Origin of the sequence: Methylomonas sp. 11b (assembly GCF_000515215.1) — a bacterium.
In the GTDB taxonomy this organism is placed as follows: domain Bacteria; phylum Pseudomonadota; class Gammaproteobacteria; order Methylococcales; family Methylomonadaceae; genus Methylomonas.
Genome location: NZ_KI911557.1, coordinates 273139 through 288206, shown reverse-complemented (window position 1 = coordinate 288206; position 15068 = coordinate 273139). Strand labels below are relative to the sequence as shown.

Below are 15068 nucleotides of genomic sequence, written 5' to 3'. Positions count from 1 at the left end.
TAAAATTGCCGAATAATTCGGCGTTGGGTTACGCCTCCACCCGCCCCGATCAGTGACCGAAAATCTGCAATAGACTTTCAGCACCCCACCGACCGTGTCGACAAGTGTGAGTATTGGTTACATAGTGAACTTGCCTTTATACCATGATTAGAATTTCACAACAACTTCAACTCTGATAGACTCCTGTCGGCGTTTGCCTGCGAAAGCATCTTGATTGGATAGCAAAAACGGGCCCGCACTCGCTTTTATCCCAATAATTAGCCACCTGCCGATGACTATTACCATAAAAACCGCTGAAGAAATCGACAAGATGCGCGTTGCCGGAAAACTGGCCGCAGAAGTACTTGAAATGATCGCCCCCTACGTCGTTGCCGGGATATCCACCGAAGAGCTTGACCAAATTTGCCACAATTACATCGTCGATGTGCAACACGCTATTCCCGCGCCTTTAAATTATCGCGGCTTCCCTAAATCGATTTGCACATCCATCAATCAACAAATTTGCCACGGCATTCCCAGCGAGAAAAAACTGAAGAACGGCGACATCGTCAACATCGATATCACGGTGATTAAAGACGGTTACCACGGCGACACGAGCAAAATGTTTTGCATCGGCGATGTCAGCCCACACGCCAAACGCTTGGTAGATATCACCCGCGAATGCCTGTTTTTGGGGATAGCGGAAGTCAAGCCCGGCGCCCGCCTCGGCGACATAGGCCACGCCATTCAAAAGCACGCCGAAAACAATCGCTATTCCATCGTCAGAGAGTTCTGTGGTCACGGCATAGGCAAAAAGTTTCACGAAGATCCACACGTGATGCATTTCGGCAAACGCGGTGAAGGCGAGATAATCGAACCAGGCATGATTTTTACGATAGAGCCCATGCTCAATCAAGGCAAACGCCATATGAAAATCCTCGCCGACGGCTGGACTGCAGTGACCAAAGACCGTAGTTTGTCCGCACAATGGGAACACACGATTTTGGTGACCGATACCGGCTACGAGATTTTGACGCTGAGACAGGAAGAGCTGTGAGCCAAGCGCTGTTCACCGAGAATGATTTTCTCAACTGTTTCGCGGGCGACAATCCGGTCGCCAAATTCAAAAATGCGATTAACGAGGAAAATGCGCAGTTAAAAATGCGCTTTAACCCGGACCAGGCGACGGTCGGCCTGCTGACCGAGAAAGCTCGGTTCATCGACAATCTATTGACCGCCTGTTGGCTGCATTTCCTCGACGCAGCCGCCAGCTGCCACAGCCTGATCGCGACCGGCGGGTACGGCAGAGGCGAATTGTTTCCTTACTCGGATATCGATATTTTGGTGTTGCTCGGCGCAGCCAACCCGATAGACTATCAACAGCAAGTATCCGGTTTTTGTAACTTCCTATGGGATATTGGCTTAAAACCAGGACTTAGTACGCGTAGCGTAACAGAGTGCCTGGCTGTTGCCGAGGACGACCAAACCGTATTTACCAACCTGCTGGAAATGCGCCTGATTACCGGCAACTCCGAACTATTTAGCGATTTAAAACACCAGGTAAATTCCGAAACACTCTGGCCATCGGAACAATTTTTTCCAGCCAAAATGGCTGAACAACAAAAGCGTTACAGCAAGTTCCACGACACCGCTTACAACCTGGAACCGAACATCAAGGAAGGTCCGGGCGGACTCCGCGACTTGCAGGTAATCAGCTGGGTATTCAAACGCCATTACAACGCATCGTCTCTCCGAGAGTTAATCAAGTACGGTTTTTTACCGAAATCGGAATACGACAACCTCATTACCGCTCGCGACATCCTCTGGCGCCTGCGCTTTGCACTACACAATCTGACCAACCGCTGCGAAGACCGCTTGGTGTTCGACTACCAACGCGAGTTAGCCAGCCAGTTCGGCTACATCGATAAGAACGAGCAACCGGATGTCGAGCAATTCATGCAGTTTTACTTCAAAACTGTCGTGGATATCGAGCGTCTGAACGAAATGCTGTTACAACTGCTGAACGAGAGACTGATCAGCAATAAGGAAAGCCTGGCCCCAATCCCTATCACCGCCAATTTTTCCTCGATTGATGGCTATCTGGAAGTCAGCCACAAAGACGTATTTCAAAAACAACCGCTGGCTTTGCTGGAAATTTTTTTAATCTTGCAACAATCGCCCTCTTTGAAGGGAATTCGTGCCAGCACCATCCGTTTGATTCGCAAAAATCTGCACCTGATCAATGCCGACTTCCGCGCCAATAAACAGGCCAACCGCCTGTTCATGGATATTCTCAGACAGCCTCGAGGCATTACCAGCCAACTCAAGCGAATGAACCGCTACGGCGTACTCGCCGCCTATTTGCCGGATTTCGCCAATATCGTGGCGCGCATGCAGTACGACCTATTCCACATCTATACCGTAGACGAGCACACTCTGTTTGTTATTCGTAATTTGCGGCGCTTCTCGCTGGCCAAACACAATAAGGAGTTGCCGTTTTGCAATAATATTTTTTTACTGATTTCAAAGCCTGACATTTTGTACATTGCCGCCATGTTTCACGACATAGCTAAAGGCAGGGGCGGGGATCATTCCACGCTAGGCGAAACCATCGCCAACAATTTTTGCCAGCAGCACGAATTATCAAGCCACGACACCAAGTTGATCACTTGGCTGGTTCGTCAGCATTTGCTGATGTCGATGACTGCACAACGCAAGGACATCAGCGACCCGGACGTCATCCACACCTTCGCCCAGGAAGTCGGCAGTATAGAGCGGCTAAATTATTTATATCTGCTAACAGTGGCAGACATTCGCGCCACAAATCCTAGCCTGTGGAATGCCTGGAAAGATGTATTGCTGAAAGATTTGTATATTTCCACCCACCAAGCCTTGCATCGCGGACTACAAAATCCGATGGTCCGATCTGAACGGGTACAGGAAAACAAAAAAGAAGCGCGCGACGAGCTTTTGAAACTGGGCATATCCAAAACCAATATTACACAGTCTTGGCAGCATCTCAGTGACGACTATTTTCTGCGCTATTCTGCGGACGAAATAGCCTGGCACACAATTGCGATCGCGGCCTGCCAGGAAAGCGAACTGCCGCTGGTGCTATTGCGGCCGCAAACCCAGCGCGGCAGCGCGGAGATTTTCGTTTACACCCGTAACGAAGCGCAAATTTTTTCAATTTCGACCGCCACCCTGGACCACCTGGGCTTAACGATTCTGGATGCCAGAATCATTACCACTGCCGATCAGTACGTCTTGAACAGTTTTCAGGTGCTGGAACAATCCGGCGAAGCCATTAACGACTTGTATCGCGAGGTGCACATCTGCACCTCGCTACGCCAAGGTTTGATTGCCAAAAAGGTTAAAGCCTCAAAGAATATCCACAAGCAATCCCGTCAGGCCCGGCACTTTCCGATTGAAACCAGTATCACCTTTCTGGAAGATCCATCGCACAAACACACCGTGATCGAATTAGTTACCACGGATCGCGCCGGTTTGCTGTCTACCATAGGCAAGGCGTTTACGGAGTTGGACATCCAATTGCACGATGCAAAAATCACCACGATAGGCAGTCGCGCGGAAGACATGTTCTACATCAGCGACCAGCAGTCAATGCCTATCACAGACGAGGACAAAAAAGCCCAAATACGCACCACCATGTTGCGATATTTGAGCCTGAAAAGCTAAAGCCTTATCTAGCTAACAAACGTTCGCCGCGAGCTAATTTCGGCAGACGACCTTCCAACCCCATCGCAGCCTTCATCGCTTTGTTGCGGGCGGGAGTGATGCGTTGGGCCAAACCCAGACCAAGATTTCTTAGCAGTTTAATCGGCAAAATGTCGTTACTAAATGACCGATAAAACACATCCATTAAGGTCATCATTTTCAGATTCTCGTTGCGGCGCATCGCTTCGTAACGCTGCAACACCGCCAGATCTGCGATGTCCTTGCCGCGTTTGCGGGCATCGACCAGTATTTCCGCCAGCGCCGCAGCATCCAGCAAGCCGATATTGACGCCCTGGCCGGCCAATGGGTTAATCATGTGCGCTGCATCGCCCACCAGAGCCACACCTCGCTTCACGTAGCTTTGCGCATGCTGCCGCTTCAGTGGGAAACTCGCAACACCCAACACCTGCTTGACCTCGCCCAGACAATCGGGAAAAGCCGCTACCAGCTCATCCCGTAATTGCTCGTAAGACAAGGCTTGTAAACGTCGAACTTCATCGGGGGATTGATACCAAACGATGGAACCGTAATTGCCTGTCAACGGCAAAAAGGCTTGCGGACCGCTGGACACAAAACGCTGCCAGGTGATGTCCTGCTGCGGATAGGCGGTTTCTATGTAAATCACTAGGGCATGCTGGTTATAATCCCAACTGGTCACGCCCAAGCCTACCGCCTGCCTGACTCGCGACTGTCCGCCATCTGCCGCAACCAGCAACTTTGCCTGAAGCACGCGACCGTCCGCTAATACCAACTCCGATTCGCGACCATCGTAATTTATTTTGGTGATGGTTTGCGGCATCAGTAATTCGATATTGTCAAAACTTGGCAGCCTATCCAATAATGCCAGCTGGGTGATGCGATTTTCGACAATATAGCCCAGCTCGGGATAGCGAATGTCATCGCTGTTAAAGGTGGTGTCGCCGGCCGTTTCCCAAACCCGCATGCGCTTAAACGGACAATAGCGCCGTGACGTCACACCTTCCCAAGCGCCAACAGCTTCCAGAATGTTTTTCGAGGCGATACTTAAGGCTGAAACCCTTAAATCATGTGGCTGCTCGCTGGAAAAAGCTTCTGGAACCTGCGCTTCTATCACAGCTACTTTTAACTCGCTGCCGCCCAGGCAACAAGCCACGGCGGCACCCACCATTCCCCCGCCGACGATCACCACATCAAATTGTTCTTTCATATTTCTTCACAAAGTTTTAAAACTAAAGGCCAGACGAGAGAACGACGCCGCCATTGGCTTTACGAAATGACAGAGGCCGCGCAACATGGTAGAATTACAAAGTTTCGCCAACTGAAATTCCGAAGTTAATTAGGGGTTCTCGCCGCATAGGACGACTCTAACACGCAGCAGGCAGAAAAACCATAAACGGCACTATCGGTAAGGAAAATACCGGCTAGCGCATTTAATCAGTAAGAGAGGATCTGGATAGCAATGATTAAAAACGCCCAGAAAATTAACGCAATACACATGCTTTACGACGCTGATCTCTCCCAGGATAGCTGCGGTGTCGGATTTATCACCCGCAAAGACAGCAAACAGACCCACGAGCTCCTAGTCAAGTCACACGAAGCCTTGTGTACGATTCCGCATCGCGGCGGCATGAGCGCGGAAGGCATAGGCGACGGCGCCGGCGTTAATATCGATTTGTCTCTGAAGTTTTTCCGTAAGGTCACAGGGAATGATGACCTGGAACTGGGACAATTCGGCGTAGCCAACTTTTTCTTCCCGGAAGATCACGCCCATTACGATTCTGAAGCACAAAAGCTGGTCGAAGAACAATTTCTGCAATTCGATCTGCCCATTATCAAATGGCGGGAAGTGCCTGTTGACAGCTCGGTGTTAAATGCGGCGGCGTTGCGCGCGCAATTACCGATCAAGCAGGTCATTTTCGGTCGCCCAAAATCCCTTAAAGATGCCAGTCACGAGGCTTTTGAAAGACATATTCAGTCCGCGCTGTTAACGATAGAAGCCAACGGCTTTACTCGCCCGGAACTGAAAGGTTTTTATCCGTTGTCGATGAGTTCCCGCACCCAGGTTTATAAAGGCCGCCTGAACTCGTTTGAAGTCATCCCCTACTTTGTCGACTTGTACGACGCCGACCACGAAATCAGCACACTGTTCTTCCATACCCGTTTTTCCACTAACACCGCGCCGGCGACGATGATGGCCCAGCCGTTTCGTTATATGGCGCATAACGGCGAGTTGAACACCGACAAGAAAAACCGCCTCAGCGAAAATGCTATTGCTCGGCAAAACAACAAACATGTCGTGTTTCCCTGCGGACAATCGGATTCCGGTCGCCTGGATCAAACACTGACCCGCCGCATTAACGAAGATCAGCTGGATATCGTCACCGCCATTTTGGCAATGATGCCGCCAGCCTGGGAAAACGATACAACCCTATCGGCAGACGTGCGTGCCATGCTGGAATATTTCAGCCTATACGAAGAGAAAAACGACGGCCCGGCGGCGTTAATCTTCAATGATGGCATCCGTGTCGGTGCCCGCCTGGACCGCCTGGGCTTACGGCCATTGCGCTCTGTCGAAACCGCAGAGTATCTGGCGGTGATGTCCGAAGCCGGCCAGATCGATTTCCCACCCGAAAAAGTGCTAAGACGTGGCCGCATCGAGGCTGGCGGCATGCTGTATTTCGACCATAACACCGGTGAGTCATACAATAGCCATCAAGTCATGGAACGTTTGGCCAAGGAAAGAGACTATAAAGCGCTGCTAAAACAAAGCTGCCTTCACATCAGCGAATTGCCCAAAGTAGAGCTTACGGAACTCAACAACGAGCATGAACTGAATATCGATCAACGTCACACTGCTTATTCGCTGAACCAGGAAAGTTTTAAGTTTTTGCTGGACCCTATTCTGCAAACCGGCTTGGAAAAAGTCTCGGCGATGGGTTACGGCCTGACGCCGAACGCTTTGAGCGCGTCTGAAGGCGGTATGTCACGTTATTTCAGCCAACGCTTTGCTCAGGTTACCAATCCGCCACTGGACTCTCTGCGTGAAAGCGACGGCATGACCTTGCGCGTAGCCTTGGGTGCCAAACCGACTTTTGCACCGCAGAACAGCAAACAGCTGATGATCGAATCGCCGATCCTGCAACGCACTCAGCTGGAACAGATTCGCAGACAAAGCCAAGTAAAAACTGCGACTATAGAGGCGCTATACACTCCGAACTTTGAAAATGCCGCGCAAAACGAACTGGCTTTGGAACAAGCTTTGCAAACTGTCTGCAAAGAAGTCGAACAAGCCGCGCGCAGCAATACCGGCATCATCATTCTGAGCGACGCCAATATCAGCAAAACCCAAGCCGCCATCCCTGCGTTGTTGACCATTGCCGCAGCCAACCAGCATTTAGTAAAACATGGCTTGCGCTTTAATAGCTCATTGATCATGGAAACCGGCCAGGCAGCCAGCCCGCACGACGTGGCCACCATTCTGGGTTTCGGCGCATCCGCCATCTGCCCGCTCAGTGTCCATAACCGGGTAACAACCGAATACGCCGATCCGGCAGCCCAGCAAAAAGCGCTATACAGCTTTCAAAAAGGTGTCGAAAAATCGCTGATGAAAACCATGGGCAAATTCGGCCTGTGTACCGCTGAAAGCTATATCGGCGGCGAGTTTTTCGAATCCAATTACCTGGATACCGACGAACCGAAATTAAAACCGTATTTCCCCAACATCAATGCTTCCGTCGGCGGGGTGCGTTACAGTGACATCGCCGCCAGCGCAACGGAATGGCACCATAAGGCGCTATCCGTAAAAAGCGAAAACGATATTCCGTTTCTAGGCCTATTCAAAGAGCGTAACGAAGGTGCCGGCCACACGTTTGGCAACACGGCGGTGCGCGAATATATCAACATGACCGATGAAGCGATCATGTACATAGCGCCACAACAAGCGCCGGAAGCCAGCGATACGGCGTATTTGGATTTCGGCTATGAGAAACGCACACCGGCGCAAATTGACGCTTTCGGTATTACTCCGGCTTATCGCAGCTTTACCCACAACCTGGCTCAGGAGCGGGCGAACCGCCCAGCTGCTTTGCGCGATGTAATGGAGTTTCCGGCCGATGTCAGCGACGCTAACAGCAAAGCCGATTTTGATCGCCTTTTGGGCAGCCAGGATTTGCACGGTAACAATAATTACCTGATCCGCGGCCTACAAGTCGAGAAAAGCAACGGCGTGGTGTTTAGCATTCGGTTTACCGAGAATTCAAGCAAAGCGCGTCTGGAACAATTAGCCGAACACCTAAAAGCTCGCTTTGCCGGTAACGATTTCGGTTTAACCCTGGAAAACGACAGTATCAGTCTGCGGGCGAACGACAGCGACAGTCTGATTTACAACTATCTGAGCAACGTGCGCCCTGCCCGCTCGCGGATAGCGCTGGACCTTGTTCAGCCCGCCCATCAAATCACTCCGACTTTTGCATCCGGTGCGATGAGTCACGGCGCGCTGCTGGCCGAAGCCCACGAAGCAGTGGCGCAAGGTACCAACATTGCCGGCGGTATGAGCAACTCCGGGGAAGGCGGCGAACACTCCAGCCGCTTTGGCACAATTCGTTCCAGCAAAATCAAACAGTTCGCTTCCGGCCGCTTCGGTGTTTGGGCTGGCTATTTGGCCGATCCGAATCTGGAGGAAATCGAAATTAAAATCGGCCAAGGCGCCAAGCCTGGCGAAGGCGGTCAATTACCGGCACCCAAAGTATCGGTGGAAATTGCTGCGCTACGTGGCGGCACACCCAAAGTGGAACTAGTCAGCCCACCGCCGCATCACGATACCTATTCCATCGAAGACTTGGGCCAATTGATCCATGACGCCAAGGCAGCCCGCGTCCGCGTGGTGGTAAAACTGGTTTCCTCGGAAGGCATAGGCACCATCGCAGTTGGTGTTGCCAAAGCCGGCGCCGATGTAATCAACGTAGCGGGCAACACCGGCGGTACCGGCGCGGCGGCTGTTACCAGCTTGAAAAACACCGGCCGCTCGCCGGAAATCGGTATCGCCGAAGTGCATCAAGCGTTGGCTGCCAACGGTTTGCGCGATAAGGTCATTCTGCGTTGCAGTGCGGCTCACCAAAACGGTGCCGACGTGGTGAAATCGGCTATTCTCGGCGGCGATTCCTTCGAGTTCGGTACCACCGCGCTGATGATGCTGCGCTGCGTGATGGCGAAAAACTGCAATATCCGCTGCCCCGCCGGGTTGACCACCGCCCACGAAGAATTCAAAGGCGATCCGCGTGTATTGGCACAATTCTTTATGAACCTGGCCCACGAAGTGCGCGAAATCCTGGCTGACCTGGGTTACACCAGTTTGCAGGAAATTCGTGGTAAAACCGAGTTGCTGCATCTGATCGACCACCCCAGCATGGTCGGCCAAATCCACCTGCAAAAACTACTGGCGGAAGTACCAGTCATTAAAATCGAGAAACCGATTTATCTGGAAAAAGATTTCGCGATCGACGATTTGATCTTCGCGCGCGTCAAATCGGCGTTGTTCGAAAAAGGTCAAAAACAGGTAGTCGTCGAAGGGGACGAATTCAAACTGAACAACCGTAATAAAACCGTCGGCGGTCAAACCGCGGTCGATCTGGAACGCTTGTTGGCTTATGAATTAAGTTCGGAACAAGTAGCTGCGTCGCCCATCATCTATACCAACCAGCATGGCCGCCGCTATCTGGCCGACGATTCCATTATCGTCCGCACCCATGGTTCGGCAGGTCAAAGTTACGCCGCGTTCAACAACGACGGCATGCGTATGGAGCACACCGGCACCTGCAACGATGGCGTCGGCAAAACCGCTTGCGGCGGTACCATCGTTATCAAATCTCCCGGCGGCGGCTCCAAGTTGCCTGGCGAGAACGTGTTGATCGGTAACTTTGCACTATTCGGTGCGTCCGGCGGCAAAACCTTTATCAATGGCGAAGCCGGAGACCGTTTTGCAGTACGTAACTCCGGCGCGATGGCTGTCGTCGAAGGCGTCGGTGACTTTGCCTGCGAATACATGATTAACGGCGCGGTATTGAATCTGGGCGGTTTTGGTAAAGGCTTCTGCACCGGAATGTCTGGCGGTAATGCCTACCAATACGACCCTGATAATCGCTTAGACGATTTGTATGACGACACCTCGGTATCGATACACAGTTTGACCGATCACACCGATGTAGCAAGTAGTCATGAGCAATTCATTTTGTACATGCTGGAGCAACATGTTGAACATACCGGCTCGGAAAAAGCCCAGGCCATTCTGGCTAATTGGACCAACGAGCGTCAGCACTTCAAATTTGCCTTGCCGCTCTGGTTAAACCGCACGCAAACGGCCGAATACCTGAGCAAAGCTTTGGATCGCAAAGCTATGATCGAAGAATTGTCGGTGGCATTTGCGCAAAAGCAAATCGAGCAAATCAAACAGGCTTACAAAAACGACACACCACTGTTCGACGGTGCTATCCCCGGTTACGGCGAAACCGACACCGATCTCACTTTGAAACTGATCAACAGCTATGCGGTGATCGATAAAGCGCAGCAAATTGCCCGCGATCAACTGAATAAAGCCGGCCAACCTGCAACCGAAGCCTTAGTTGATAAACATGCTTACAAGTTAGTCATGGAACGTCCGCGCAAACTGCAAGACGCCCTGATTAAAAATATCCGCGAAGCTTACAGCCAATACGATGACGGCCAGTTAGCGGCGTTGATGGCGGAAAAACGCCTGAACGACTACAAAACCACGCTGATGCTGCGCGACGTGCAAAGCATTTACTCGATCGGCTCCACGGCCTGGATCATCGAACAGGATAGATTCAATCGTGTCGCTTTGGCCGGCCTGCCGTCCATCGATAAAAATCTGGCGAGCTTGGAAAGCCTGTCTATCGTTAAAGACATGCTGCAAAGCGCGTCCGCCTAAGCCCATGGAGGGTGCCTGCCACGCACCCTCCACACCGCGATTGGCAAGAACCAAATACAGTGACTGGACAGCCTGACACCTGTCCACAGATGGTAATGAAATGAAAGCACCTTTTATCCCTCAAAACGCTCCTTACAGTGACACCCAACGCGCCTGGCTAGGCGGCTTTTTCGCCGGCATGCACAGCCACATGCTGCATAGCGCCGGCAGCGTCAATCAAGCCGACGCCCGCACCTTGCACATTCTTTACGGCACCCAGACCGGTAACTCCGAGTCGCTAGCCAACGACGCCGCCAACGCGGCTAAAAAGCATGGTTTACAACCTGTCGTTAAAAGCATGGATGAAGTTGAGATTGGGCAATTGCCGCAAATGCAGTACTTGTTGATCATTACCAGCACATATGGCGAAGGCGCGATGCCGGACAACGCGGAAATGCTGTGGGAAGCCGCGAATAGCGATGCGGCTCCGAGCCTGGAAAATGTCAATTATTCGGTATTGGCTTTGGGTGACACCAGCTACGACTTGTTCTGCCAGGCCGGCATAGACTGGGATAACAAATTGGCTGCTCTGGGCGCTAAACGCCTGTTCGACCGCGTCGATTGCGACGTGGATTTCGAAACGCCGGCGGAAAAATGGCTGAGCGAAGTGATTCCGTTGATGGCGGAAGGTGCCAGCACAGTTGCGGTTGTCGATACCGAAACCCAACCTGCCAAATCGGTCTACAACCGCAAAAATCCGTTTCCGGCCAAAATGCGCGTCAACCGCATCGTCACGGCATTGGATTCGTCGAAAGAAACTCGGCATTACGAAATTTCCATTGATGGCTCCGGCCTCAGTTACGAAGCGGGCGATGCCTTGTGCGTAATCCCGACTAACTGCCCGGATCTGGTCGCGCAAATTGTCAAAGCCATCGGTTGCACCGGTGCAGAAGATGAACCGGTCAATGGCGAGCTAATGAAGCTGTCGGATGCTCTGCGTACACATTTCGAGATTAAATTACCCGGCAAAGAACTGATTGAAGAAATCGCCAGCCGTTCCGGTGATCAGGCGTTGAACGCTTTACTATTATCCGGCGATAAGGAAAAGCTGGCCGATTATCTGTGGGGCCGCGACATACTCGATCTATTGCTGCAATTCCCCGGGGTAGAGTTTTCCGCCGCCGAATTTTTGCGTTTATTAAAACCGCTACAACATCGCGCCTACTCGATATCCTCCAGTGGCAAGAAACATCCGGACAGCGTGCATTTGACCGTCGCAAGCGTGCGTTACGACGCGCACGGCCGCCAACACAAAGGCGTCTGCTCCACCTATCTGGCCGATTTAGTTAATGAAGAAAGCGATGTGCGGATATTCTTCACGCCCAACAACAACTTCCGCGTGCCGGCCGATGATAGTTTGCCGATGATCATGGTTGGACCAGGCACCGGTATCGCGCCGTTCCGCGCTTTTCTGCAAGAACGCGAATTCCGTAAAGCCACTGGCAAAAACTGGTTGTTTTTCGGTGATCGCAATGCCTCCACCGATTTCATCTACCGTGACGAAATCGAAGCGATGCAAACCAGCGGCCTGTTGACCAAGCTGGATTTGGCTTTCTCGCGCGACCAAGCGGAAAAAATCTATGTTCAGGACCGTATGAAGGAGCATGGCGCCGAACTTTATGCCTGGTTGGAACAAGGCGGCTACTTCTTCGTCTGCGGCGATGCTTACCGGATGGCGAAAGACGTCGATCAAGCCCTGCACGATGTGATCCGCGAGCACGGCAAGAAAACCCTGATCGAGGCGGTCGAGTACGTCAACCAACTGAAAAAAGATAAGCGCTACGTCAGGGACGTTTATTGATCTAACATGATGTTAATGGGTGCGCCTGTCGACGTACCCATAACAGTTCCTCTAATCCCATCCACCTGAGCTTCCATGCCTTTCACGCCTTTCCACATGGGGCCCGGCACAGCAATCAAAGCGGTTTGCGGTAAATATTTCAGCTTGACGGTGTTCGGATTTTCCCAGGTTCTAATGGATATAGAACCCCTGGTGCGCATGGTCCGCGGGGATAGTGTTTTACATGGTGTGACTCACACCTATCTTGGCGCAATCTGTATTGGCGCGTTTTCTGTATTGGTCGGCAAACCGTTTTGTGCTTCCTTATTACGGTTTTGGAATGCCGGCCTTGAACCAAAATACCTGCGTTGGCTCAGTACCCAAGCCGATATCTCATGGACACCCGCCATTGCTGGTGCCTTTATCGGCACGTTTTCTCATGTGTTGCTAGACAGTATGATGCATGCAGACATGCAGCCATTTGCACCCTTCAGTATTAGCAACGCACTGTTGGATTTTTTACCGGTGGGTTTCCTGTATCTTATTTGCGTGTTTTTAGGTGTTTTCGGGGTTTTTACTATCTTGCTGGTTTGGGCTTGGCGCAAGTGGGCTATCGACGTTTGATCATCGATAGCCCGCATCTAGCCCAACAATGCCGCCTACACGGCAGCCGAACTAGATGCAGGAAACCCTAAGTAGGGCTTAATCGATAGTCATCCGTTGTCCGCTTTTTTTCAACTTTTTCGCCAAATTTAGCGTCAATATACCGTTCTCGTAACGGGCCTTGCTGGCCGCTTCGTCGATCTCGGCCGATAGTTGAAAACTGCGCGATACTTCACCGAAATAGCGCTCGCTACGCAGCAATTTATCGTCTTTATTTTCCGAGTCCATCTGGTTAATTTGCGCGCGGATGGCAACCACATTGCCGTCGATATCCACATGGATATTCTCTTTACCGGCACCCGGAATTTCGGCCTGGACGACAAATTCCCCGGGATTTTCCTTCACATCAACCTTGATCTGGGCTGGCAAACCATCCCCATGTAGCGGCTTGATGTAATAACCGGGATTAACATCGCGAAACAGTTCGTCAAACAGACCGCGACTAACAAATGGGCTTAAGTTACTCATGTCGATTCTCCTCTTTGTTGCATGTAAAAACCTTAGCGGTTCTATGGCGATATGGTGTTATACAGCAAAAATTTCAAGAGGAGGCCACACAAAAATCACTTGCAATCGGCGGAAAAAATGGATTCAGAGGATAATCGGCGCATTAGATAATTCGTTCGGATTATCCAAGGCGGACGCCGGAAAATGCTGTTGTAACTGAGCGGATATTTGGGCAATCCCCTCGACTACGCCTTGTTCGAATCGACCAGCCCTAAACTGTGCTTCCATGTTTTGACAAATCCGCGCCCAGACCGCTTCGCCGACCTTAGTGTGTATGCCGCGATCAGCGACGATCTCGACATCGCGGTCCGACAGCAGCAAATAAATTAGCACGCCGGTATTATGCTCGGTATCCCAGATTCGACATTGTGAAAATACTTCTAGCGCGCGTTGTCTCGGCGTAATACCGTGCAACAACTCGCCTATCTCCAACGCACTTTCCACAACGAAACGGATTTCCCCTAAATGCGAGGTTTCACTATTTGCAATCGCCGCTTCAATGGCTTGCAAGCTGCGTTTGGGGAACGCCAGACGCACGCGCCAAGGGCCGCTGACAATATGCTTCAGGAATCTAAACACTTGCATCGTCTACCATCTCCCCGACGCACCGCCGCCGCCAAAACCGCCGCCTCCGCCGGAGAACCCGCCACCGCCACTGAATCCGCCTCCACCAAAGCCGCCGCCTCTACCGCCACGAAAACCGCGACCGTTACTTTGCGTCATTAGGAAGGCCACAAACGCCAGCAGCAATGCGAACAATAAGCCGCCGCCCAGAAACCACACCAGGACACCCACCACGCCGCCATTAATCAACCCGCCGAGAAATCGCCCCAGCACCGCGCGCAAAATGCCGCCGCCCGCAATCGCCAGCAAAAACAGATAGGGAAAGTATTGATTCAACGGACCATCTATAGCACGTGGAGCAGCTGGCGCCGGCAAAGGTTCGCCTTGAATCAAGCCGATCAAGCTATCTACCCCGGCATTTATCCCTGCGGCATAATCGCCCTGCCGAAAATACGGGATCATGATGTCGTCGATGATCCGCTTGGCCGACACATCCGGCACCACGCCTTCCAAACCGTAACCCACTTCTATGCGCGTGGCGCGGTCATCCTTGGCCAGTAACATCAGTATGCCGTCATCGACGCCCTTGCGGCCCAGACGCCATTGTTCGACCACGCGAATGGCGTATTGCGCAATGTCTTCCGGCTGAGTGCTGGCTACGATCAATACCGCAATCTGAGTGCCTTTTTGTTGCTCAAAAGCCTGTAAGCGCTGTCCCAGCGTAGTTTTCTGTTGGGCGGACAGTGTGGCGGTCAGATCGGTTACGCGCTGCTCAAGATTGGGCACCGCTTGTTCGGCAATAACAGCCTTCGCAAACAGGCAAGCGACCAGCAAAACGGCGACTAGCAACCGTGGAAACCCGGCAGCCTCCCCCAT

9 protein-coding genes are annotated in these 15068 nt (G+C 51.9%); 5 read left to right on the top strand and 4 right to left on the bottom strand.

Annotated elements, in window-relative coordinates:
- Window positions 1-271: 271 nt before the first annotated feature.
- Both map and glnD read left to right on the top strand, forming a co-directional pair.
- Window positions 272-1036 (top strand): type I methionyl aminopeptidase, encoded by a 765-nt coding sequence (gene map, locus METH11B_RS0101295; RefSeq protein ID WP_026600424.1) that lies wholly within the window; start codon window positions 272-274, stop codon window positions 1034-1036.
- Window positions 1033-3678, top strand: coding sequence for a [protein-PII] uridylyltransferase (glnD, locus tag METH11B_RS0101290; protein WP_026600423.1), 2646 nt, complete (start codon window positions 1033-1035; stop codon window positions 3676-3678). The genes map and glnD overlap by 4 nt, the downstream gene beginning before the upstream one ends.
- Before the next feature lie 4 nt (window positions 3679-3682).
- Here the strand turns inward: glnD and METH11B_RS0101285 are convergent, their stop codons facing one another.
- Window positions 3683-4903 (bottom strand): FAD-dependent monooxygenase, encoded by a 1221-nt coding sequence (locus METH11B_RS0101285; protein ID WP_026600422.1) that lies wholly within the window; start codon window positions 4901-4903, stop codon window positions 3683-3685.
- 252 nt (window positions 4904-5155) lie between these two features.
- Between METH11B_RS0101285 and METH11B_RS0101280 the strand changes: the two genes are divergently transcribed.
- From METH11B_RS0101280 to METH11B_RS0101265, 3 genes are all read left to right on the top strand, one after another.
- The gene (locus tag METH11B_RS0101280; RefSeq protein ID WP_026600421.1) at window positions 5156-10639 is read left to right on the top strand and encodes a glutamate synthase-related protein; all 5484 of its coding nucleotides are present in this window, start codon (window positions 5156-5158) and stop codon (window positions 10637-10639) included.
- Between the two features lie 100 nt (window positions 10640-10739).
- Window positions 10740-12479 carry a sulfite reductase subunit alpha gene (locus METH11B_RS0101275; protein WP_026600420.1) on the top strand — a complete coding sequence of 580 codons (1740 nt, stop codon included), beginning with the start codon at window positions 10740-10742 and terminating at the stop codon, window positions 12477-12479.
- A 75-nt stretch (window positions 12480-12554) separates the two neighbouring features.
- Entirely contained in the window at window positions 12555-13082 is a 528-nt protein-coding gene (locus METH11B_RS0101265; RefSeq protein WP_036275527.1) for a metal-dependent hydrolase, read from the top strand.
- Between the two features lie 78 nt (window positions 13083-13160).
- Here the strand turns inward: METH11B_RS0101265 and METH11B_RS0101260 are convergent, their stop codons facing one another.
- The 3 genes from METH11B_RS0101260 to METH11B_RS29915 form a co-directional block, all read right to left on the bottom strand.
- A complete protein-coding gene (locus METH11B_RS0101260) occupies window positions 13161-13589 on the bottom strand; it encodes an Hsp20/alpha crystallin family protein (RefSeq protein WP_026600418.1) in 429 nt (142 codons plus the stop codon).
- 123 nt (window positions 13590-13712) lie between these two features.
- The gene (locus METH11B_RS0101255) at window positions 13713-14213 is read right to left on the bottom strand and encodes a TPM domain-containing protein (protein WP_026600417.1); all 501 of its coding nucleotides are present in this window, start codon (window positions 14211-14213) and stop codon (window positions 13713-13715) included.
- A 3-nt stretch (window positions 14214-14216) separates the two neighbouring features.
- Window positions 14217-15068 carry a TPM domain-containing protein gene (locus METH11B_RS29915; protein WP_026600416.1) on the bottom strand — a complete coding sequence of 284 codons (852 nt, stop codon included), beginning with the start codon at window positions 15066-15068 and terminating at the stop codon, window positions 14217-14219.